Below are 22,547 nucleotides of genomic sequence, written 5' to 3' on the forward strand. Positions count from 1 at the left end.
ATAGCTGGCAGACTGCATGATTGGGGTAGGCTCATCATAATTTCTATTACAGTCAACAGAGTAATAGGCAAGCAAATCTATTAAGAACAGCTATTCCCATTCGTGGATATTGGGACGGAAATACTAAAGTAATTTCAATTTGCTTCACCATTTGCATCATATCCATGTAAATTAACTATATTTTAAACAACTTATACTAAATGAGCGGCTTATGATGAAGCTTCCCGCTTTAAAACAGTTTGAGTCTTTTTAACATCTAATTGATATCAATAGAAGGTGGAGAGAGTGTGGAAGAACGTTGTTTTTCCCATCTATTTTATATAAAATAGAAATGGTAATTATTCGTTTTTTCTAATCTTTTATAATAATAAAGAACCTTATATTTACTAATACAAAGTTCTTTATAAAGAGTAATATTACATTAGGGTTTAAGAACAACTTTAATACATTTATCAGTTCTTGTATCAAAAACTTCGTACCCATGCTTTGCTTGATCCAATGGGAGAACATGAGTAACAACATCCCCAATCTCAATCTTTCCTTCTGATACGAGATTATATAGAAAAGGCATATATGGAATAACAGGAGCTTGTCCTGTTTTTATATCAACATTTCTTTGGAAAATGTCTCCTAATGGAAAGCTGTTATAACGTCCTCCATATACACCTGTTATTTGAATGGTTCCCGCTTTACGAACGGCTTGTGATGCGATGACTATCCCGCCCATAGCACCTCCTTGCAGTTTCATTCCGGATGCAAGGTATTCTAGGGGTGTCATTTTACCGCTCATCCCTGAACAATCGATTACAATGTCTGCTCCGCCTTGAGTGATCTCTTTTAAATACTCACCAACATTTTCGTGTTCCTCAAAATTTACAGTCTCTACTTTATTCGTGCGTTTTGCGTGCTCTAAACGGTAATTAAGATATCTACTGCAATGACTCGTTCCGCCCCTTTAAACCACGCAAATTTCTGAGCAAGAAGACCAACCGCCCCACACCCTAAAACGATTACTGTATCACCTGATTTAACACCTGCATGATCAACGCTCCAATAGGCTGTTGAAGCAGCATCAGCAAGTAACACTATTTTCTCATCTTCTACTTCACAATTTTCTGGAATTTTGAAAGGAGTGAAATTTCCATAAGGAACACGCATATATTCAGCTTGCCCGCCGGCATATCCCCCAGTTGTTTCTGAATATCCAAAAAAGCCGCCAATTTCACCATGAGGGTTTGAATTATCACATTGGCTGGTCAACTCATGATTACAGTACCAACATTACCCGCAACTTACATTAAAAGGAATAATGACCCGATCCCCTTTTTTCAGTTTGGTTACATCCGGTTCAACTTCTTCAACAACACCAATAGGTTCGTGACCAATCACATAATCTGTTGGCATGTTAGGTATCATTTGGTGAATCAAATGTAAATCTGAGCCGCAAATAGCAGAGGTTGTTATTTTTACAATAATATCATCCGAGTTTTTAATTTTTGGATCAATTACCTCTTTTACCTGTACATTTTTACTTCCTTGGTATGTGACAGCTTTCATACTCCTCTTACCTCCCTTATTGATTAGGCGTTGCAAACATCCCAAGTCTGTCGGTATCATTAGGGAATAAATTCATTCCGGCAATGATCACGGCATTATCTGCTGATTTGAGATCTAATTCCACTTGCTTGCCGACATCATTCGGATACAGCCAGCCTTTGTTTAACATTAGATCCGATAACTCGGCGTGTAAATCAATGGATTGCTCCATTTGACGATATAATGTTTTTCTTAATTCTGGGCTAGCTGTTTCAGTTATAGCCATGGCATATGTATGAATACCAGTTTTCACTGAAAGAAGAAATTCCAGGGCAATGCCTGAATCAGCCATCTCTGGCATATGTTCAGCGCCTTGGGGATCCAAATAATCCATTTCCATGTTTAATATTCACCTCATTGTAAATAATTTGTTCTTGCTCCTTTATAAAATGCTTTAAGCTCATTAATTGCCGCAATCGATTGCTGAACATCTTTTTCCATTAATGCTTTTAAATCATTATCGAAACAAAGACCTTGCATTAGCTTTGATTTCAATAAACATACTGTCTTTAGGTTTAATATTTCATGGGTTTCCATCGTTTCATGAAAAGCAAGGCTTTCTTTATCCATATGGTCACCTCCTGCCATTGATAGTACTTTCCTAATTATAAAAATTAATGTTGTGAAGTTATATTTCACTTGTGGAAAATTTTTTATTTAATAAAGTTTCCACTTTGAAGAAAAATATTTTTAATGATTGGAGGAAGAATAATGACCAACTATTTAGGGCTTCATGAAACACTTGAGACACTGGAATTATTAGCTTTCAAAACTGTCAACTTAACAAAGGCTTTTACAATGAGTAAATTAGTACAAGATGAAGAGCTTAGCGCCATACTTTCCGATGATTTAGAATCAGGAGCACAAAGTATTCAGCTTTTGCAAAGCTTTATCATAAATAGAGAGGAGAATGTTCAATGACGAATATTCTACAGAATCTGGCAGGTATGGGAGGGATGACCGAACAAGTCATTGCTTCAGACTTTTTAATTTCTTCAAAATCAGCAGTGAGAAATATTGCATTTGCTATTACGGAGACGTCAACACCTGAGCTAAGAGCTGCTCTTCGGGATCAGCTTAGGGCTGCTGTTGAAACACATGAAAGGATAAGTTCGTATATTTCTTCAAAAGGCTATTATCACCCTTATGACTTAGTTGATCAGATCAATGTTAGGTTGCAAGATGCTCAAGCAGCATTAGACCTTCAAAAGCAATAATTGATTTGCAAACGTTTATAAATACCTAAATAATAGTTCTCAAGTTTATAAAGAAGAATCAAAAGTGATAAATTATTAATTATACAACTTTAAAATCCCAACTTGAATAAACTGAGTAAACATGCTGGAAAACCAGATTATTTTTTTAAATTCTGACTTAAATATTTTGCAAATGGGGAATGTGTTTTGTACAATACATATTCCCCATTTGCAAAGAGATCGAAAAAAAATCAAATCCATGCCTTAGCTTTGCAAATAGCGCTTTCTTTCCATATGCTTCATCAGTTCTTTGTCAATCTGATCATATTCTTCTGTTCCAGCCGTCAAATAACTGATTTTTCCTAGGAGCTCTGTGATTTTTGTTTCAATAATGACGATTTCTTCTTGTACATTTTGTTCTGCAAGTGTCCCTTTTCTGCTTTTACTTTCCTCGTACTCTCTTAACCCCATCTCAATCTGTTGAATTTTCCGATTTTCAATAATCAATAATTTCGTACACAGTTTTTCAATTAAGTACCTATCATGTGAAACGATGATGAGTGTGCCAGTATAGTTGCTTAATGTTCTTTCCAGTTCTTCTCTGCTCGGCAAATCCAAGTGGTTCGTAGGTTCATCTAAAATTAATACGTCATATTCTTTTAGAATCATCTGAATTAGCTTGATTCGTGTCCTTTCACCAAGGCTTAAATTTGAAATGGGCTTTTGAAAGATTTCATTTTGAAGCCCCATATTGGCAAAAATGGTTCTAGCGTTCGTTTCTTGCTGTCGATCCTTGAGATTAAGGTACTCAAAGGGTGTTTTTTCTTCTGGAAGGTCACTCACATCCTGAGATAAGTAGGCAATTTTTAATGAACTGCTTATCCAAAGTGAGCCTTTCGAAAGTGTTTCTTCCTGTAGAAGGCTTTTGATAAACGTCGTTTTCCCTGCTCCATTTGCTCCAAGCAAGCCAATTCTATCCCCATGCTTAATATAAAAGTGGCTTTTTTCAAAAAGGAGTTGATCTCCGAATTGTTTCATGATTCCTTTTGCTTCAAGAATCCTTTTTCCCCGTTTATGCATCGATTCAAAGTGAAAGGATACGATTTTCTCTTCCTTCGGCTTTGCCACCTCATGTTTGGATAATTCAAGATTTAAACGCTTAATCTTAGATTTTATTTGATTATCCTTTTTCTTTGCCTTTACACGTTCAAATTCCCGTAATCCCAGCTGTCGATTTTCGGCATTTGAACCGCCTTTTCCAGCTTGGCGGTGTGCTTTTTCCGACCAATTTTTCAAGGTGCTGATCTGCTTTTCGATCGTTTCCACTTTTCGTTGTTGTTTCTCATAGTCACGCTTTCCCTGCTCATAACGCCGCTGTTTTTCGTCTCGGTAGGAGGTATAATTTCCTTCATATACTGTTAGCTTTCCATCTTCAAGTTCAAATATCTTTGCTACCGTTTCATCTAAAAAATAGCGGTCATGTGAAATAATAATCGCGGAACCTTCATAATCTCTTAACACATTGATCAGCCAGTTTACTCCTTTCATATCCAAGTGATTTGTGGGTTCATCTAAGATTAAAAACTCAGGATAATTTGCCCAAATTTTCGCCAAAGACAATTTAAGTCTTTCTCCACCGCTTAAATGAGTCAGCTCTTTTTTATCCCATCTCTTATTTTGCAGGCCCAGCTGCTTGCATGTTTCCATTAGCATTTCCCCATTTTCGATTAGTTCAGAATCAATCGACATTTTAAACTCTGTTGATTGAGGCAAATAGCCGATTTTTAAATGGGGTGGCCACATTGTTACAGAGCCATTATCTGGCTCAATCATGTCCAGAAGGATCTTTATGAAGGTCGTTTTCCCAGCCCCATTTATGCCGATGAGGCCAATTTTTTCACCTTGTCTGATCTCAAAGTTTATTTTTTTTAGTATTTCTCGTTCACCAAAGCTTTTCTGTAATTCCTTTCCTTGAATAACCGTGGACATACAGTTCACCTCTTTTAATGATTATTTCAAAGAGAGGTATATATAAAAAATCCTCTCCAATAATCCTGGAGAGGTTAGTTTTTAATCCCATATTTAATAAAATGCAAACGTTTATAATGATACACAAATAGCACAATGAAAGAATTTGTGCATGCAGATATCGTAAACGGCACTTCATAAAAACATATATGGACAAACTAATCCTACTCTCCAGGTTCACATTGTTTTCATTCATATGTGTGAAATCCCTGATAAATAAGATTAAATCCACATCTGCCTAGTACCGTTCCTTTCCTTATTTTGACTTACATTATCAGTATATTTTTCTATGCTGAAATTGTCAACTGAATGACAGCAAATAAGATATTAGCCGTGACAATTTGTCCTTTAATTGATTAATAAGTAGTAATACCACAAAAAGGAGTGTTTCATTTGAAAAGTTGTAAGCAGATTCGTAATCAATGCTGTTGTCCATGCCCAAATCCGTTTGATCAAGTTAGAAGATTATTTACAGGATGTGAACTATTAAGGACTCAAGAATTTACAAAAGAGTTCTTTAAAAGATTTGGACGTTTACCTTCATCCAGTGAAAGAAGATGTATTGAAGAAGATTTTTAGAGATAGAATGATAAAAGTCATTCTGATTTATGGAAGATTGAAAAGACTTTAAATTCATCTGATCATTAAAATGCTTATGAAGTCTCTTGATATTCTGTGTCGTATATAAGTAGATATGCCAGACATTCTTGTAGGGAAGTGCTTAATAGGTAGTAAAAAAGCCCTTCCCTTTTCTGTCTTTGAGCTACTTGAATCCTTTTCTTGTAATAACAAAGAATAGGGAACACCGTCGATGATCCTTATTCAATACTTATATAAATTGTAACCGCTTGCTATTTTTAGATAAATTCATCACAGATTCTAAATAACCAACTAATTGTTCAAGTGGCTTATTGGCTAAAGCTTTTAATTTACTTTTTTCCTTCTCATCCATTGGGTAGCAGCCCATTTATCTCCTATAATAACGGGTGCTCCGCCATGTAAGGTTAACTCGTTTAAAGCAGGATCGTTGTAGAAATATTCAAAGTATACCGCCATTCCCTTTTGCGGAGAGACTGAGAAATTCAGCTTAGGGAAAAATGTTTCCCCGCCTTCCTCTACATCATTTAAATACAAAACGAGTGTGCTTATTCTGGGATTGTTAACAACATGATTTGCTGATGAAAAATAATCAAAATGAGCTTTATACTCTTGTCCTATTTTATAATGAAGAACTTGAAGACCTTCACCATGTTCAACAGGTATATTCATGATAGTTGAGATTCTTTTTTCAATTCTCTTAACAACGTCATTTTCTTCTTGAAGAAATGTACTGCTGCTGGTTCTAAGTTCATTTTCTTTACGTACATTTCCAATTTTTGAACGCTGAAGTTTATCCTTTGACAATTTAATTAGCTCATCACATTCTTCATGACTTAACACATTTCCTAAAATGACGATAAGTGGTTCTTCTACTTTAGCAATAATGTTAATGACTTTGTCATCTGTAACAATTTTATTTCCAATGTGATTAAAAATTGTTTGTTCTTTCACCGTTAATTCTTTCGTATCCGTTGTCAACTTTCATCAACCTTTACAATTATTTTTTATGGTACAAAATAATCAAATGGGTTTTTTACCGAAAGAGTCATTCCATTTGTTTATCGATGTCTTCATCTTAAAGTGGAAACGGCAACAATTTGGTTTTTCTAAAAAGCTTTTCATTCCTCCTGCCCTTCATTCTGTAAATAAATTTTACACCTTGGAAAATCGTTTTTCTACTACTTTATGTTTCTATTTTATAAAAAATTTTTTCTGACTGAGGTTTAACCAAAACAATCTTATTATAGTATTTTACTAATTCTATATATTGTATAGTATGAGGTAAGGAGTGTGATCCTATTGTTAGTAAAAATGATAAAGCAGGATTTTGATTTATTGAAACATAAGAATATAAGTCAAGCCTGTTTCAAACCGCTTATCACCATTTATAAGAACAGGATTGCTGCACAAACATCTGTGACTGAAATGAAAGAGAAATTTTATGAAGAGCTATCTGATGGTCAACGAGCGTTATTTATGTTTTATGCGTATTATAACCATGTAATCAGGTCACCTGTTGAGTTGTATTGGTGGAGTGCAAATTTCATGGCTCAACCGAAAAGCTGGTCAGCCATAAAAGCAAGTATCGAGTATTTCGATGATCAATCAATGCTTATTCTCCTTACTAATGTTGAAAGTGTATTAATCGCTCATGATCATCCAAATACATTAAAGAATTTTTCTGTTAAACGTGAAGACCTTGAACAAAATAATGGTCTAAAAACATCATTTAACTCGTTTTATGAATCCCTAGTTAATTCGTCTGCAGAGATGATTTGCAGAATAAATAGGTATATTAAGGATCATCATCAGCATTTTATTGAGTTTGAGGATTTCTAAGCGGATTATTGGATATAAAATTTTGCTGCCAAATTGCTTTTGAGTATAGTCAACATCCTTTAGAAAATAATAAGAGTAGGATTAAAATGGGAGTTGTTTGAATGTTACGAACCCTTACAGAACAGGAATGGGTAGCAGAATATGTGAAGAAGAAGAAAAATCCGCTTCCTGTTGTATTAGGTACAAGAGGAACATGGTCTAGTAATAGGAAACCGATGATCATTTTAATTGGTTTTACCATTGAGGATGTTATGGTGTTAGGTGATATTTATGGAGTTTCCCATCATCCCGTTAGAGAAATGAAGGATCAGAGAGTTACCTATTATGCGATCAATGTCATAGACAAGAAGAAAGTGAAAAAAATTATTGAGGAATGGAAAGCTGAACCGCTTCATGTGATTTCTTAGGGAAATGTACCTTCAAAGATATACTAACTCCATAAAAAAAGCTGTCTCAAAAGATCTTAATGGAAAGATCTTTTGTGACAGTCTCTTTTTTTTACAATCATGCCGTTTTAACTTAACTTCCTATATTAGCTGTTACTTGGACGGTAAGTATTTCACATAAATAGCTTGCGAAGAAGTTTCTGACTTACAGCCTTCTAAATCTGTTTCATGCAGCAATCCTAATTGGATGGCCGATTTTATTTTCCCTTCGTCTGGCCTTTTTTGAATAAGATCAAGGAGATTTAATTCTTCAAGTTTTTTAACTGTTGGTTCTTGTTCATATTTAACGGTTTTTCTAATTTGTCTTTGTAATTTGTAATCTTTAAAGACCATTTCCCCTTTGGCATTTTGGCCCACTAACACATCAAGATAGTTATTAAAAGCTTTCTTCAATTCTTCAAGTTCTGTTTCCACTTCTTTTTTCTTATGATTCAGTTCAAGGTAATGTGCAAGCAATTCTCTTGTGATGACTGGTTCATTTGCCAACCTTATCCCCTCATTTCACTGATGATAGTTTATCATATTGTCTTATTAAGAAAGATATTCATCGAACAGAACAAATGTTCCTGTAATTTGAATAGGAAGCAGTTTCGCTCATTACGAATATTTATAAATCCCTAAAAAATCAATGAATTGTTAGAGCTGACATATTTCAGATCACCTTTTAATACCTTGTATTATCATAAACTATTCATGATGTGAACATAGGGAGAGAATAAAAATGGCAATAAGACCTCCGTTGTTACAAAGAGGAGACACGATTGGGTTAGTTACACCTGGGAGTCCCCTAGATGCGTCCATAATCAATGCCAGAGCCCAATACTTGAGAGACCTCGGGTTTAATATCGTTTTTGGCCGGCACGTATATTCATATGAAGGGATCACAGCATCACCTGCTCCACAACGAGCTGAAGATGTGATGAATATGTTCAGAGATCCGAGCGTCAAAATGATTCTCCCTACTCGAGGAGGGACTGGAGTTCAGACCATGCTTCCTTACCTTGATTTTGACGTCATAAGACAGAATCCAAAATTGATCACTGGTTATAGTGATATAACAGTTCTATTGAATAGCTTATATCAGTTTAGCAATATCATTACGTTTCACAGCATCATGCTCATTGATTTTAGAGTAGAAACACCTGCTTATAATTTCAATCAATTTTTTGCAGCTACTTCTACCTTGACTTCTCCAAGGCCGATCCAAAATCCGCCGAATATGACCTTAATGAGTTTAGTACCAGGAAATGTCACCGGCCCTATTGTAGGTGGGAATTTGACATCGATTGTGAATGCCATTGGAACACAGTATGAACTGAATACGCAAGGGAAAATCATTTTTTTAGAGGAGACCCATGCACCGAGTAATACCATTTTTCGGTCTCTTACTCATTTAATCATGTCAGGGAAATTTCAAGATTGTATCGGTATTATTATGGGTGAATGTACGAATTGTACAGTATCCTATGGTAAAACATATTTAGAATTAATTAATGATTTGCTTGTTCCCTTAGGAAAACCGTTGATGATTAACCTAGCTACAGGGCATGGTGTTTATAAGGCCGCGATTCCGATAGGTGCATCGGTTAATTTGAATGCGACAGAAAATCGCTTAACTGTATTGGAACCAACCGTTTCCAGAATATAGAATAGATTATTGAAGAAACAGCAAAGATTATTGATTATGTATGAGATAAAAATACAACCATAACATACAGTGTACTGCTAATTTTTAATTGCTCGGTTTGCGCTTGGATTAGATGCATTTGCCTCTGAAGTAGGAGAAAAAATATACAACTCCAATCATCTGCTTTTCCAATGTGAACTTTTTTAATAATAAATCTACCATCGAAATAAATAGCCATTACATTGAAAACAATGTAATGGCTATTTATAATAAAATGATACGATAAACTCGAAGGATAGATAAGATTTTATTGAGTAACCGCTGCAGCTGCAGTTACTTCTTTAATTCGTCCCTCTTGCTTGTATTCAAATGGGTTAGGCAGTATTTTAACATAGTCAACCGTTGCTTGAATATCTTCCGGCCCTACTTCCATCCCGCGAGATAGGGCTGCGATGCCATACTTTGCATTTCCAAACATATAATTATTTACTACCACTGTATATTCTTTTGTTTTATCAATTTTGCTTCCATCTGGAAGGATGATATCCACTACTTTTGCTGTGTTTGTCAGAGTATCCACAGAATAGGTGTAGTTGAATCCAGCAACATGGAAGTCGTATCCTGTAGATGAGAGCTGGTTATTCAATACAGTTTCTAAATCAGCGCCAGTTAGGGTTACTTTATTCAATACGTTGCCAAATGGCTGTATTGAGAATAATTCACCAAATGTGACTTCCCCTGCATCAAGTGCTGCCCGCACACCTCCACCGTTCATAAGTGCAAAGTCCGCATTCATACTTGCTTTCATTCCGTCTGCAATCAGATTTCCAAGTGGCAAATCACGATTATCCCCATTATAGGCTTTACTATTGGATAGAGCGGTTAAAGAATTTCCAACAACCTCTGCTTTGATCGGTTCAACTAAATCTTTATACTTTTTGATAATGCTAGAAACAGCAGCATCTGGTGTGTAATCCTTTTGATACACTGTCACGATTTCGGCTTGCTTTTTCACCACATCTCCTGAAACTGGATCAAGTTCAAGATCTACATCAGAGAATGCAGAGCCGTAGGAATATGCTTGTACGATTAACTTGTTGTCGACTACTTTATTCACTTTAACATGATTATGAGCAGAAAAGATCACATCCACCTCATCATCCACGTTCTCTGCAATTTTGGAAGCATCAAATGCATCGGCATTACCTGTTTGTGTAGTGGGATTATGAGCGAGTACGACAATGGCCTCTACACCTTTTTTCTTCAATTTTTTCGTATACTTGTTGATAGCTTCCGCTTCATCTGTAATTTTGAGAGTTTCATTCCCTTTACTTACGATAATATTTGGTGTTTCTTGTGTCACGACACCGATAAATCCAACTTTTTTACCGCCTACCTTTTTCACCACATAAGGCTTGGTGATTAATTCACCTGTTGCTGTATCAAAAGCGTTAGCGGCAACAACCGGGAAATTCATACCATCATATCCGGCAGTCCCTTTGGGATGGTCCCCGCCATTCATCATACGTCGCAGTTCTTCAATGCCTTCATCAAATTCATGGTTCCCAAGTGTCCCTACGTCAAAGCCCATAGATTCCATCACTTCTACTGTCGGTTCGTCTTGGAACGCTGCGGATATAAGCGGACTTCCACCAATCATATCACCAGTATGGACCATAAGTGTATTTGGATTTGCTGATTCACGTTGTTTCATGGCTGCAGCTGTGTATTCCATACTTCCTGCAAGCACATTCTCTCCATCCAGCATTAGTTTTGTTACTGTATCTATTTGCCCATGCAAGTCATTTAAGCCAAGTAGTTGAACCTTAACTGTACTCGTATTGTTTGAATTCTTTTTATTTACTTCGTAATTTGAAGCAAATGCATGCGAAGAAATAAAAGCAGATGATAGCATAGTAACCGCAAATGATGTTTGTACTAATTTTTTTACATAATTTTTCTTTCTTCTTTTCATGTTAAAATCACCTTTCCAAAGAAGTAATAGTTTCGTAGTTTCAACGAAACTATCATATCAAATGGAAGAGCTTTTTTTGTTAAGATTATGTAAGGATTCTGTAAAAGAATGATAATTTATGCTTGTTAGACAAATTGATTCCCTTTCAAATAATATTAGATAATCTTGCAAATTAACTATCTCTCCCCAAAAAATAAGTGTAATCTTTATGCTCGTATGTTGGTGTGAAAATATACTCAGATAAGAGAAAAGCTAGTAATGAGGTAAAGAAATCGGTAAGGTGCAAAAAATCTAAATAACATATTAATAAATCTGAAAACAGAAATTTGTTTCAGTTCATCATTTATCTTTTTTTCTATACATTCAATTAAATGCTTTTTATTTTGACATATTTCTCTTCTTTTAATTTATGATTTGTTTTTAATTGTTCTCTGTCATTTTGTTCAATAGGCAATGAAATTTTTACAGTTGTTCCTTCCTCTTGGATACTATTAATTTCAAATAGACCATTATGGTTTTGAATAATTTTCTTGCTTACCATTAACCCCAACCCTGTACCTTCTGATTTTGTGGTAAAGAAGGGCTTTCCTAATAAATGAATATTTTCTTCAGGAATTCCTACTCCATTATCTATTACAGAGATGACAAAATAGGAATCTTTTTGTTCTAATTTAATAAAAATTTTTCCGCCTTCCGACATGGCTTCAATTGAATTTTTTATGATATTGGCTAATACTTGCTTTATTTGATTTTCTTCACACTTTATTAAAAAAGAATCTCCAACAAATTCTGGGGAAATATCTATGTTTTTAATAATTGCTTGAGTATTTAAAAGGGTAATGACGTTTTTAATGATAAGTGATAGATCTGATGTAGATATATTTACAATATGTGGTTTAGAAAGCACCATAAATTCACTAACGATAAAATTGATCCGGTTGATTTCATCAATCATAATTTTTAGGAAATTTTTATTTGATTGATCATTTGTCTTTTCATAAATGATTTGAGTAAATCCCTTTAAGGATGTTAGTGGATTGCGAATTTCATGAGCAACACCTGCGGCCAATTCTCCAACTAGTGATAGTTTCTCTGATTCTCTTAACTTTCTTTCACTTTCATTAAGTTCTTCCATCTGAGATAAAAGTTTTTTATCTAGAAAGGCGTTTGATATTAACATAATTAACACTACAATTATTGCTGGAACACTAATAAATGAACTTAAGGTGTCTGAACTGACTGTATAGTAGTTATTAATAGAAGGAGGATTTGTATTTATGGTAATATCTGTTCCCCACATCCCAATATAATGCATTCCTGAAATCCCTATCCCCATTAATATACAACTTAAAATTCTCCATTTTAAATTCATGGAGTCACGGTGATTAAAGAAAAAAAGCAACCATAATGAAGAAAAGGCTGCCAAAACAGCAATTAAGATCGAAAGAATGACAATAAGGAGGTTAAAAGTAAGTAGCACATTTGGATACATAGCCCAAACACCCAGGTAGTGCATACAAACAATTCCTCCACCCATGAAAAGACTTGATAATAGGAGTCTAAATTGGTTTAATTTCATTAGTAAGAATGCAATACCTGTGCCTATGATAGAGATAATCAACGAAAGAAAAACAATTCGAATGTCATAAATAACATGGTTTGACAATTTCATAGCAACCATGCCAACAAAATGCATTGTCCAAATGCCAATACCCATTGCAACTGCACAACTTAATAGCCACATATTGTACCTGAAATCTTTAAATACGATCATCTTCCAACGAAGGTCTAAAGCAATGTATGAAAAAAGTATACCTAGAAGAATTGAAAAAACAAACCAGTAATAGTTATAAGTACCAGTTAAATGTTCCATATAACCCCACTTTCATTTACGTTCTTGTATATTGATTCTCAATATACATATTTTAAAAGAAAAAAGTTTCTATTACGAAAATATGAGAATTTACTCCTTAGCTTAAGCATTTTCTCAATTTCTAAGGTAAAATTAGAAACGATATTTACGCACTAAAATTTTATATCCTTTGATATCGAGTATCCAAACAAAGTTATTCAGATGTAAAATCAGTATTTATTTTCTTCATAAAATAAGATAAGTTATCTTGAAAATAAATAAAGTTAACAAACACCATTGAATTAATCAACAAAATTAGTAGAATAAGTATCCCAATACTTAAAGAAAACTCTAAAGTAAAAGATAATATGATTAATGTTATTAGTGAAAGGAATAAACTAAAACAAAGCGTACGATAAGCATGTACATTTCCGAGGCGATATTGGTAAATTCTATGGATTTCACTCCCGAATTTACTTTTTATGATCCTTATATCCATTTCATACTCTTTTTTAAAATACTTACCCTTCTTGGTCCAAATTACAAATCCTAAATAAAGACTTATTTGATGAATTAAATGCCCTAATATAACACCCGCACCAATAAATAGTGAGAGGGAGGCAACAATGATTGGCACGTCCTTGCTAAAAATAAATGTTTTCATTTGATCAAAATCATATAAGAAAAAGTAGATTAACAAAACAGCAAGATATGTCCAACCTGGTATACCCCATCTAATTAAATATTTACTATCAAAATTCATTTCAAACGACCCTTTCTCTATTATTATTTTTCGATAAAAGTACTTATTATCCTGCTCATGGCCATTTCTTTGATTTCATACTCATACGGTAATTATTACATGTGAAGCGTAAATTTTCCTTACTCTATAATCTAACCTAATATGACGAAGGAATAACTTAATCCTTATTATAGACACTATAAATAGCTTGTCTAGAAGAAATAAAACAGCCTGAGTCCATATTAATATAGAACTCAGGCTGTTTCATTTATATTTTTTACTTATTATTTGAAAAGTATTATGCCTTTACAACCGTAAAATGGATTAGAAATACCTGTTTAAACCGGAGCTGCTTCAGTATTCACTTGCTGCAAACTCGATTTTCCATCGTCTACAATGAATGAAGTTCGTGTTTTGATTGGTGCACCTGGTCTAGTTACGTATGGAACAACCATAAAATCAGTTTGCCATTTATCTTGGGTTAATGTGCAGCGAACATATCCGCGTTGGTTACTAAAAAATTTAATATGTGGATTTTCTTCTAACGTTTGTTGCGTGTTACTATTAACATCAGATCCGTCACCACCAGAAGTAATAGAAGTTCCAACAAACTCTACTGCTACATTTTTTGAGTTTGGATCATCAAAATTCGCTTTGACCTCATTTGCCCAGCTTGTGTGAACATCTCCCGTTAAAACAACAGTATTAGAGATGTTTTTCTCTGCTAAAAAGTCTAAAATCCTCTGGCGTGCACCTGGGTACCCATCCCAAGCATCCATGCTGAAGCTTTGTTTATCCGGGCCAAATGCTCCATCACGTCTTGCAAAAAAGACTTGCTGTGCAAGAACCTTCCATTTTGCCTTAGAAGCAGCCAGTCCCTCTAGTAACCAATGCTCCTGCTTATCACCAAGCAAGGTACGGGAAGGATCCATAGACTCAGGTGTTGGACTGTCCCAACCATCTCCATTTGCCTGGTCATCTCGGAACTGACGGGTGTCAAGGACACTAAAATCTACTAAATTACCAAATTGTAATCTTCGATATAATTGCATGCTGCTTCCATTTGGATACGAATTACGGCGAAACGGCATGTGTTCATAAAAAGCTTGGAACGCGATAGCTCTCCGTTTTAAGAAATCTTCCGTTGTTTGTTTATCAGGATCTTGCGGGACATCTCCTGCCCAGTTATTATCCACCTCATGGTCATCGTTTGTCACAATCCATGGGAAATTTGCATGGGCTGCTTGCAAGTCAGAGTCTAATTTATATAAGGCATAACGGTTTCGATAATCTTCAATCGTATAGATTTCTGGAAAATCTTTATCAATTGGCCGAACACCGCTTGAATTATGGCGGCCTTCGTAAATATAGTCTCCTAAATGAATGACTAAATCTAAATCATCCTTTGCCATATGTTGATATGCTGTGTAGTATCCCGCAGGCCAGTTTTGGCAGGAAGCAAATGCAAAAGCAAGCTTGTCTAGATGACTTCCAAAGGCTGGTGCCGTTTTCGTTCTTCCAACTGGACTGATCTCAGAACCAGCCTTAAAGCGGTAATAATACCATGTAGAAGGTTTTAAGCCGTCTACCTCAACATGTACAGAATGTCCCATTTGAGGTTTGGAAACCTCCGTTCCTCTTTTTACTACCTGCTTAAAACTGGAATCAAGAGAAACCTCCCATTGAACAGGGAATGGATGATTGTCCATACCACCGCCATTCAAAGGGTCCGGAGCTAGTCTTGTCCACAAAACCACTCCATCTGGCCATGGGTCCCCTGAGGCAATACCAAGTGTAAAAGGGTAGGATAATTTATTTGACGCAGCGGAAGCAAAATTCACCGGTAAGGTATTTACAATCGACACACCAAGTGCAATCCCTACTCCTTTTCCTGTTTTCTTTAAAAACTTCTGCGATCAAATTTCCCTGAATTACTATTTGAATTTTTCATTTTAGGCCTCCTCAAAATTTATATATTATTAAAAAACGATATAGGTGACGGATTGGTGAAAGTCTTAAAAATAAAAACAAAATAGCAAATAGTCATCTATCTTTCAGGATGTAAGAAAAGATAGATCTATTTCCGACTGATAAATTAATCTTAATATTGCTTGTTTCATCTTGAAAATCTGTGTTTAATTTCCTCCTTTATCAAAAATTTTCTCTAACTACTACTAAATGAATAATTCCAAAATAAAAAACCCAAGTATAGTAAGCCCTCAAAAAAACGTGTTTTGACGTGCAAAAGTTTTTTTCAGAGAACTTGTAACTATACCTGGGTTTTCTCCATGTACTCCACCCTTGGCAGTTAGCAGTATGTAAGATATTCTTTAAGAAAATTTCTTTACATATTTATCATAGAACGAGTTTATTAAATTAGTATTGTTGATAAGTAAATGTATTATTAATTCTTGTTTCAATTTTTAGTTCATTTTACCTGCTTTTTGTCATAATTTCTGATTCAAAGCTATGCGTTGGTGATCACGTTTTTAAAAGGAGAAAGGAAATCCCTTATTAGCTTATTTTGAATCACATCAAAATTAAGAAAAAAGTTAATGATCTTTTTAAGATCATTAACTCTACTACCGTTTCCCAAAAAACTTGCAAGGCAATCTCAATATGAGACTGCCTTGCAAGTTTAATTAATGTTTACCGATTAATACATCCAAATCAACCGTTATTTTCATAGAATTCGCTTTTACAAAAGATGTAACCTGTTCCTCTGTTGTTGCCCAACTTAAAGGAGTCATGTTAACCAACAGCTTAATTGAAGATTCATTAAGACTCCTTGTATATGTTAATCTTACGTGATCTACAAATTGGTATCTCTCTTTAAACCTTTCAACGATTGCTGCATTAGAATAATTTTGTTTGTCAGTTTTATAGAAAAGATGTCTCAATTCTTTTAAGTAGCCGCTTTGAGGCACAACTTTGATGACTAACCCATTAGGTTTTAATAATCTATTAAATTCAGCATAATTTGAAGGAGATAAAATATTTAGAATAACATCGAACTGTTGATTCATAAATGGCGTGTTTGCAAGATTCGCAACAGCCCAAATCTTATCTGTGTAGCTCTTAGCTGCTATCATGATCCCTTCTTTAGAAATATCGATTCCTACTCCTATTACTCTTTCAACCAAGTTAGCACAAACAAAATCGCAAATAGCAGAAAGGTGCGAACCTTCACCACATCCTGTATCTAGTATTGATATTGATTCTTTTGTTTTAACTATATACTTTTCTAAAGCATTTGTAATAGCATGGTGCAAAGGTTCAAAAAAAGCACATTCAGTTATAAGTTTTCTTCTTGCTTCAAAAAGATCCTTTCCGTACTTTGTTTTTCCCGAACTGGTCGTCAAATTAATATATCCTTGTTTAGCAAAGTCAAATGTATGATGATTTAAACAGATTAAACTTTTCTGCTCTGAAACCTTCATAGACGCATGGCAAATAGGACATGCAAATATTTTCTCAAAATTCCTTACGTAATTTGCACTCTTTATTCTTTTATTCTCCTGTAACAAAGAAGTCACCTCATTCATTCGTTTTATATAAATGAAAAAGGCATAGACAAATAAACCCAACTCATATTTTTTAAAAAAATATGAGTTGGATTTGAAAGTCGTCTATACCTATTTTTATCTATAACGAATGAATTGAATAATCATAGTGATAACTCCTTGTTTACATCAATAGGGATAAATCCCATTTATATGGTAACAAGACTTTATACTATTTGCAAATATTAATTTACAAACCTGCAGTTGATTAGCCAAGAGAAAGACAGCGAGAAAACTTAACAATTGTTTTTTCATTTGGTTTATGTCAATTGATGCTTTTAAGGTTTCACGGCTTTATTGTACATCTTTTAGTTACCAATAATGACCATTATCTATGTAGTCGATAATAGGCTTAAATACAAGATATTGTTCCATAAATCGATTGAGTTCATTTTTAGAAAAAATAGCTTCAACCGCTAAACGAAATAAAACAGCCCTTATCATCATTTCTCTGTAGGTATTGTTGTTGGGAAGGAGTTCTAATTCAGAAATTTTACTTTTTTGCCAGGCAATACAATCACATACTAAAATAGCTTCAGCATATTCAATAGGTGCTATGGTTGGTGAGAAGTCAATAATTAACGGTGGTAACACCTCGTCGAAAAGTATGTTTCCAGATAAATCAGCATGAACAATTTGTACATTATATTGGTTTTTTAATTGTACTTTTTTAAGCAGTTCCATAATGATATCTTCTGTTTTAGGATGTATGTCCATTGGTAATTCATCTTTTTGCCAGGCTATTCGATGGGCCTTGGTCCATGGATTCTCAACATGTGGAAAGTCACTATAATCGACAGTTGATAAGTCTTGATGAAATAACTTTGCTACCTTAAGTTTTTCTTCAATCCGGCCATTTACTTCCTTGCCTTGTTCAAACCTGGTGCAAATCCACCCCTCATTGACAAATGTACCTTCTTGGCTTCTAAATGGCTTTGAAAGCCTGTAACTTTTAGGAATTATATTGTTTAAAACCGATAACAGCCATTCATAATGGTGCACATCTTCCACCGGTTTTAAAACAGCATGATCCACTTTTAGCGATGTATTTTGCCCGCCTGACAGTTGTTCAATTTTGCCTTTTAGATTAAATGAATGGATGACTTCTTTAGATAACATGCTATTTCACCTTGTATTTTGACTTATTTGAACAGAATGACAACTTTACTAATTAGTTATTAAATATTCTATTACTATCCTATTATTGATAATGAAATACAATTAAACCAACCCTTTTATAGACAAAACAACGATGACCAGAAAGGTTGTTGAACCAAACCAACCAAATTTGTTAAAAGCAATACTCTAAAATAAAAAAGGTACACCACATTTTCTTCGTGATGTACCAACCTTTTAGTTAAAGTCAGAGAAACATTATTTGGAAGCAGGTGCTAGTGAAGCTTCAGGTGATGTTACTCTGTCGTAGAAATCGACAAATTTATCACGATTCTCGCTGTCACGGTAAGCCATCGCCACACGAGGATGCTCATTCAATGCACCAGAGATCATGTAAGGAATAATATAGCCCCACTCCCATTTTTCGCGCATTTCGAGCATGTGGTTCTCAATAACACCGAGGACAGGCTTCATTTCATAGCTTGGTTTTTGAATATAAGTAACAAGAAGCTCTGTGTGACAGTTTCCAGCCGCACGGCCCATACCATAAACAGATGAATCAAGGTATGTCACACCATTTCGCATTGCACTTAACGTGTTTGCGAAAGCAAGCTGCATGTTGTTATGCGTATGAATGCCAAGCTGTTTATTCGGTAGCATCTCTTTAAACTTTTTCACCTGATGCTCAATATCTGCAGGGGCTAAGCTTCCAAACGAGTCAACGATATAAACAACATCGACAGGACTTTTCTTTACCATTTCAAAGGCTTCGATAAGCTGGTGTTCAGGTACACTTGATAAGGCCATAATGTTTAGGGATGTTTCATAACCTAAATCATGGAACATTTGAACAAGCTCCAAGCCTTTGTCCACTTCACGGATATAGCAAGCAACACGGATCATATCTAATACACTTTGCTCACGCGGCAGGATATCATTAGGGTCGACACGACCAATATCTACCAGAGCTGAGAGCTTAGTGAATTTTTTCTCCGTGATAACCTCTTCCTTCAGGAACTGATCATCTAAAAATCTCCATGGATTTGATTCCTTTGCATTTAGAAGCCTTGCAGAATTCTTATAGCCAATCTCCATATATTCAACGCCAGCTTCACTTAAACCATTATATAAATCTTGAACAAATTTCACACTAAAATCCCAATTGTTCACCAACCCGCCATCGCGAATCGTACAGTCAATTATATTGGTGCGATTTTCCATAGTTATTACTTCCTCCTGAGGTATCTACATATATCTTATAAATTTGACATAAAGGTTAGTACGTGTCAACAGTTTTGTAAAATAATTAGGAATTGTGCGAAAATAGCACTTAAAAACTTACTATATATACTCTCTAAAGTTTAACATTCTATTCTAAATAAGGTTTCAATTCCCGTTCTTGGATAGTTCAAGAAACTTTCCGTTTATTGAAATCCAAGAACAGGATGCGGGACATATGGTTCTTCCAAGAATGAGATTTCCGCCTCGGACAAGGTTACTGAAAGTGCTGCAACTGCATCATCTAAGTGTGAGATCTTTGTCCCTCCTATGATCGGAGCTGTGACAGACTCTTTTTGCAGCACCCAGGCGAGTGCAATTTGTGCACGGGGAACGCCGCGTTTTTCTGCCAAAGCAGCGACACGTTCGATGACCAATCGATCTGCCTCTTCTGTTTTACTATAGAGGTATTTTCCAAATTCATCTGTTTCTGAACGGTTCGTTGCGACCGCCAAATCACGTGTGAGTCTGCCTCTTGCCAGCGGGCTCCACGGGATCACACCGATTTTTTCTTCCTTACATAGCGGTAGCATTTCTCTTTCCTCTTCGCGGTACAATAGATTCAGATAGTTCTGCATCGATACAAAGCGTGTCCAGTTATTTTTCTCTGCAACATTCAGGGCTTTTAAAAACTGCCACGCATACATCGAAGAAGCCCCTATGTATCTTGCTTTTCCTGCTTTCACTACATCATGAAGAGCTTCCATTGTTTCCTCAATAGGTGTTTGGTAGTCCCAGCGATGGATCTGGTAAAGGTCCACATAATCTGTTCCAAGCCGCTTAAGACTTTGGTCAATTTCGTTCATGATTGCTTTTCGTGAAAGTCCGGCACCATTAGGTCCTTCGTGCATGCGACCATGAACCTTCGTTGCAATCACAACCTCTTCTCTTTTTGTAAAATCCTTTAATGCTCGGCCAACTATTTCTTCACTCGTCCCATCAGAATAAACATTTGCTGTATCAAAGAAAGTAATCCCCAATTCAAGAGCCCTTTTGATAATTGGCCTGCTATTCTCCTCATCAAGAACCCACTGATGGTTCCCTCGTTCCTGCACCCCAAAACTCATGCAGCCAAGACAAAGGCGTGATACTTGCATACCTGTATTTCCTAGTCTTACATACTCCATTTCTGTCCCTTCCTTCAATGATTAAATAGTATTTTTTACTCGTTATCGACCAATGAAGATAATACGGTAAGTTCTAATTTTTTAATATCACTTACTTTACCTGTTCCATCAACGATTAAATCAGCTGTTTTTAATGGGTTTTGTTCTCGAATGTATCTCTCTTCTGCAGGCATCCATAAATCCTCCCATAAGTGACGTCTTTCTTCACCATCACGCTCAATACCTCGATTAAGTCGTAACTCTTTTGGACTTTCAACCCATATTTTAAAATCATAATACTTGTTTAAAGAATTTACTAAAGAGTAACATCCTTCAATGACAACTAATCCGCCTGCAGGTACATCATACCACTCCGCCATATCATCTAGATTCCAATCATATCTCTGATAATTTGTACTCTGATTATTTCTAAGCGGTTCAAGGATTTGCTTTTTTACACGTTCACAATCCCAATTTCCACCTATTTCATCATCACTTACTTGACTCCTTAAGCTCGTAGGCTTATAAAAATCATCCATGTGAATAATCGTAACTTCATTGCCTCCAACGTCTTTAAAAGACTGAGCTAACGTACTTTTCCCAGCTCCGCCACAACCATCTATACCTAATAAGAACGTTTTATTGGCTGTTATGTGATCCAAACATTTTTTATATAGGTCTGATACTAATAATTTCATAAAATACTCTCCAGTTTGTATGGTTTATTACTATTAAGGTCAATCCGAGATATTTGATGACTAAAAAGATGACTAGCCAGAACTTGTACTAGTAAAGTTTTTGATGTCCTTAACAAATTCAGGTAATCCATTTTGAAAAAGGTGTGAATCTCCCTCGATAACTCGGATATTTGATTCTGGAAGTTTTTGTATATAGTGTTCAAGGTGGGCAAAGGGAACGATATTCTCATGACGGCTGTGGTAGAGATACATCTTCGGAATCAGGGGCAGTTTTGTTGAGAAATTTTCTGATAGAATAAAATCATCTCTCTGCCAATCCTCATTGATTCCCCAATAGGGTGCTGCAATACTAAAAAAACCAGATATCTCCAGGTTGCAACCTTCCTCGGAAAGATACTTTAATAAAACTGAACCGCCTAGAGAGTGGCCGATAAGGATCACATCTCCCTTTAACATCTGTAGTTCTTGTTCAAGCTTTATTTTCCACAGCTCGTACTCCGGGTTTTCCGGATTAGGCAATTCCGGCTTTCTTAAATCGTGGTCAGGACCGAGTGCACTTTGTAAATATGCAAACAGGCTACTGCTCCCTTGGTGAAGTCCTTGTGGTCCTGCACTATGAATGAACAATACATGCCTTTTCAAGTGCTTCCTCCTGTAAATCAACTTCCCGCTCTCCTCTATTTGATATTTTTATTAGTCTCGTTTAAAGTTTTTTCCTGCTAATATAATGGTTCATATATTTATTCTATAAAACGCGATTACTTCCTTCATTTACCACAAATTCAATCATCTATTTTTCACCTATATTTTTAATGATTCTAGTAGAAAAATTTCTAAACTAATTTAGCACTTAAAAAAAAATGTTTGTCCATTATGTTACAGTTC

At 35.3% G+C, this 22,547-nt stretch carries 21 protein-coding genes and 1 pseudogene; 6 read left to right on the top strand and 16 right to left on the bottom strand.

Annotation, left to right across the window (positions count from 1 at the left end):
* Positions 1-421: 421 nt before the first annotated feature.
* The 3 genes and pseudogenes from WQ54_RS23750 to WQ54_RS23760 all read right to left on the bottom strand — a co-directional run bounded on the left by WQ54_RS23750 (position 422) and on the right by WQ54_RS23760 (position 2,166).
* Positions 422-1,557: pseudogene (locus tag WQ54_RS23750) on the bottom strand (zinc-dependent alcohol dehydrogenase).
* A 16-nt stretch (positions 1,558-1,573) separates the two neighbouring features.
* Positions 1,574-1,936, bottom strand: a complete 363-nt coding sequence (locus tag WQ54_RS23755) for a spore coat protein (RefSeq protein ID WP_046587939.1) — start codon at positions 1,934-1,936, stop codon at positions 1,574-1,576.
* A gap of 14 nt (positions 1,937-1,950) precedes the next feature.
* A complete protein-coding gene (locus WQ54_RS23760) occupies positions 1,951-2,166 on the bottom strand; it encodes a hypothetical protein (protein ID WP_046587941.1) in 216 nt (71 codons plus the stop codon).
* Between the two features lie 141 nt (positions 2,167-2,307).
* Between WQ54_RS23760 and WQ54_RS23765 the strand changes: the two genes are divergently transcribed.
* Together WQ54_RS23765 and WQ54_RS23770 are read left to right on the top strand one after the other, a co-directional pair.
* Positions 2,308-2,517 (top strand): hypothetical protein, encoded by a 210-nt coding sequence (locus tag WQ54_RS23765; RefSeq protein WP_046587942.1) that lies wholly within the window; start codon positions 2,308-2,310, stop codon positions 2,515-2,517.
* On the top strand, positions 2,514-2,813 hold the full coding sequence (locus tag WQ54_RS23770; protein WP_046587944.1) for a spore coat protein: 300 nt from the start codon (positions 2,514-2,516) through the stop codon (positions 2,811-2,813). The genes WQ54_RS23765 and WQ54_RS23770 overlap by 4 nt, the downstream gene beginning before the upstream one ends.
* A gap of 243 nt (positions 2,814-3,056) precedes the next feature.
* Here WQ54_RS23770 and abc-f read toward each other — a convergent pair whose 3' ends face one another.
* Complete coding sequence (gene abc-f / locus WQ54_RS23775) at positions 3,057-4,781, bottom strand: ribosomal protection-like ABC-F family protein (protein WP_046587946.1); 1,725 nt, start codon at positions 4,779-4,781, stop codon at positions 3,057-3,059.
* 432 nt (positions 4,782-5,213) lie between these two features.
* Here abc-f and WQ54_RS33920 point away from each other — a divergent pair, with 432 nt between their 5' ends.
* A complete protein-coding gene (locus WQ54_RS33920; protein ID WP_156178108.1) occupies positions 5,214-5,399 on the top strand; it encodes a hypothetical protein in 186 nt (61 codons plus the stop codon).
* A gap of 345 nt (positions 5,400-5,744) precedes the next feature.
* On the opposite strand, the gene WQ54_RS23780 is transcribed toward WQ54_RS33920, so the two are convergent.
* Positions 5,745-6,398, bottom strand: coding sequence for a 2OG-Fe(II) oxygenase (locus WQ54_RS23780; protein WP_046587948.1), 654 nt, complete (start codon positions 6,396-6,398; stop codon positions 5,745-5,747).
* 321 nt (positions 6,399-6,719) lie between these two features.
* Between WQ54_RS23780 and WQ54_RS32140 the strand changes: the two genes are divergently transcribed.
* Together WQ54_RS32140 and WQ54_RS23790 are read left to right on the top strand one after the other, a co-directional pair.
* Positions 6,720-7,259 (top strand): hypothetical protein, encoded by a 540-nt coding sequence (locus WQ54_RS32140; RefSeq protein WP_052737942.1) that lies wholly within the window; start codon positions 6,720-6,722, stop codon positions 7,257-7,259.
* A 101-nt stretch (positions 7,260-7,360) separates the two neighbouring features.
* Positions 7,361-7,666, top strand: a complete 306-nt coding sequence (locus WQ54_RS23790; protein ID WP_046587949.1) for a hypothetical protein — start codon at positions 7,361-7,363, stop codon at positions 7,664-7,666.
* A 132-nt stretch (positions 7,667-7,798) separates the two neighbouring features.
* Here WQ54_RS23790 and WQ54_RS23795 read toward each other — a convergent pair whose 3' ends face one another.
* Entirely contained in the window at positions 7,799-8,191 is a 393-nt protein-coding gene (locus WQ54_RS23795; protein WP_046587951.1) for a hypothetical protein, read from the bottom strand.
* A 235-nt stretch (positions 8,192-8,426) separates the two neighbouring features.
* Here WQ54_RS23795 and WQ54_RS23800 point away from each other — a divergent pair, with 235 nt between their 5' ends.
* On the top strand, positions 8,427-9,353 hold the full coding sequence (locus WQ54_RS23800) for an LD-carboxypeptidase (protein WP_046587953.1): 927 nt from the start codon (positions 8,427-8,429) through the stop codon (positions 9,351-9,353).
* Positions 9,354-9,639: 286 nt separating this feature from the next.
* Here the strand turns inward: WQ54_RS23800 and WQ54_RS23805 are convergent, their stop codons facing one another.
* The 10 genes from WQ54_RS23805 to WQ54_RS23850 form a co-directional block, all read right to left on the bottom strand.
* Positions 9,640-11,307, bottom strand: coding sequence for a 5'-nucleotidase C-terminal domain-containing protein (locus tag WQ54_RS23805; protein WP_046587955.1), 1,668 nt, complete (start codon positions 11,305-11,307; stop codon positions 9,640-9,642).
* A gap of 367 nt (positions 11,308-11,674) precedes the next feature.
* Entirely contained in the window at positions 11,675-13,180 is a 1,506-nt protein-coding gene (locus WQ54_RS32145) for an MHYT domain-containing protein (protein ID WP_052737943.1), read from the bottom strand.
* Between the two features lie 193 nt (positions 13,181-13,373).
* On the bottom strand, positions 13,374-13,922 hold the full coding sequence (locus tag WQ54_RS23815; RefSeq protein WP_046587956.1) for a hypothetical protein: 549 nt from the start codon (positions 13,920-13,922) through the stop codon (positions 13,374-13,376).
* A 317-nt stretch (positions 13,923-14,239) separates the two neighbouring features.
* Complete coding sequence (locus WQ54_RS23820) at positions 14,240-15,766, bottom strand: alkaline phosphatase (RefSeq protein ID WP_052737944.1); 1,527 nt, start codon at positions 15,764-15,766, stop codon at positions 14,240-14,242.
* A 777-nt stretch (positions 15,767-16,543) separates the two neighbouring features.
* Entirely contained in the window at positions 16,544-17,428 is an 885-nt protein-coding gene (locus WQ54_RS23825) for a putative RNA methyltransferase (RefSeq protein ID WP_231597628.1), read from the bottom strand.
* A 348-nt stretch (positions 17,429-17,776) separates the two neighbouring features.
* Entirely contained in the window at positions 17,777-18,583 is an 807-nt protein-coding gene (locus tag WQ54_RS23830; RefSeq protein WP_046587958.1) for a hypothetical protein, read from the bottom strand.
* A 255-nt stretch (positions 18,584-18,838) separates the two neighbouring features.
* Positions 18,839-19,801, bottom strand: a complete 963-nt coding sequence (locus WQ54_RS23835; RefSeq protein WP_046587960.1) for an aldolase catalytic domain-containing protein — start codon at positions 19,799-19,801, stop codon at positions 18,839-18,841.
* Positions 19,802-20,004: 203 nt separating this feature from the next.
* On the bottom strand, positions 20,005-20,985 hold the full coding sequence (locus WQ54_RS23840) for an aldo/keto reductase (RefSeq protein WP_046587961.1): 981 nt from the start codon (positions 20,983-20,985) through the stop codon (positions 20,005-20,007).
* A gap of 35 nt (positions 20,986-21,020) precedes the next feature.
* A complete protein-coding gene (locus WQ54_RS23845; RefSeq protein ID WP_052737945.1) occupies positions 21,021-21,662 on the bottom strand; it encodes a uridine kinase in 642 nt (213 codons plus the stop codon).
* A 72-nt stretch (positions 21,663-21,734) separates the two neighbouring features.
* The gene (locus WQ54_RS23850) at positions 21,735-22,304 is read right to left on the bottom strand and encodes an alpha/beta hydrolase (RefSeq protein ID WP_046587963.1); all 570 of its coding nucleotides are present in this window, start codon (positions 22,302-22,304) and stop codon (positions 21,735-21,737) included.
* Positions 22,305-22,547 lie beyond the last annotated feature (243 nt).

Source organism: Bacillus sp. SA1-12 (assembly GCF_000981385.1).
Taxonomy (GTDB): domain Bacteria; phylum Bacillota; class Bacilli; order Bacillales; family Bacillaceae; genus Metabacillus.

What these genes read in the sequence shown, in the direction of transcription:
- abc-f (WP_046587946.1), bottom strand. Translation starts at nt 4,781, where the DNA reads ATGTCCACGGTTATTCAAGGAAAGGAATTACAGAAAAGCTTTGGTGAA.
- WQ54_RS23790 (WP_046587949.1), top strand. Translation starts at nt 7,361, where the DNA reads ATGTTACGAACCCTTACAGAACAGGAATGGGTAGCAGAATATGTGAAG.
- WQ54_RS32145 (WP_052737943.1), bottom strand. Translation starts at nt 13,180, where the DNA reads ATGGAACATTTAACTGGTACTTATAACTATTACTGGTTTGTTTTTTCA.
- WQ54_RS23770 (WP_046587944.1), top strand. Translation starts at nt 2,514, where the DNA reads ATGACGAATATTCTACAGAATCTGGCAGGTATGGGAGGGATGACCGAA.
- WQ54_RS23830 (WP_046587958.1), bottom strand. Translation starts at nt 18,583, where the DNA reads ATGTTATCTAAAGAAGTCATCCATTCATTTAATCTAAAAGGCAAAATT.
- WQ54_RS23765 (WP_046587942.1), top strand. Translation starts at nt 2,308, where the DNA reads ATGACCAACTATTTAGGGCTTCATGAAACACTTGAGACACTGGAATTA.
- WQ54_RS23840 (WP_046587961.1), bottom strand. Translation starts at nt 20,985, where the DNA reads ATGGAGTATGTAAGACTAGGAAATACAGGTATGCAAGTATCACGCCTT.
- WQ54_RS23755 (WP_046587939.1), bottom strand. Translation starts at nt 1,936, where the DNA reads ATGGAAATGGATTATTTGGATCCCCAAGGCGCTGAACATATGCCAGAG.
- WQ54_RS23845 (WP_052737945.1), bottom strand. Translation starts at nt 21,662, where the DNA reads ATGAAATTATTAGTATCAGACCTATATAAAAAATGTTTGGATCACATA.
- WQ54_RS23760 (WP_046587941.1), bottom strand. Translation starts at nt 2,166, where the DNA reads ATGGATAAAGAAAGCCTTGCTTTTCATGAAACGATGGAAACCCATGAA.
- WQ54_RS23835 (WP_046587960.1), bottom strand. Translation starts at nt 19,801, where the DNA reads ATGGAAAATCGCACCAATATAATTGACTGTACGATTCGCGATGGCGGG.
- WQ54_RS23815 (WP_046587956.1), bottom strand. Translation starts at nt 13,922, where the DNA reads ATGAATTTTGATAGTAAATATTTAATTAGATGGGGTATACCAGGTTGG.
- WQ54_RS23805 (WP_046587955.1), bottom strand. Translation starts at nt 11,307, where the DNA reads ATGAAAAGAAGAAAGAAAAATTATGTAAAAAAATTAGTACAAACATCA.
- WQ54_RS23800 (WP_046587953.1), top strand. Translation starts at nt 8,427, where the DNA reads ATGGCAATAAGACCTCCGTTGTTACAAAGAGGAGACACGATTGGGTTA.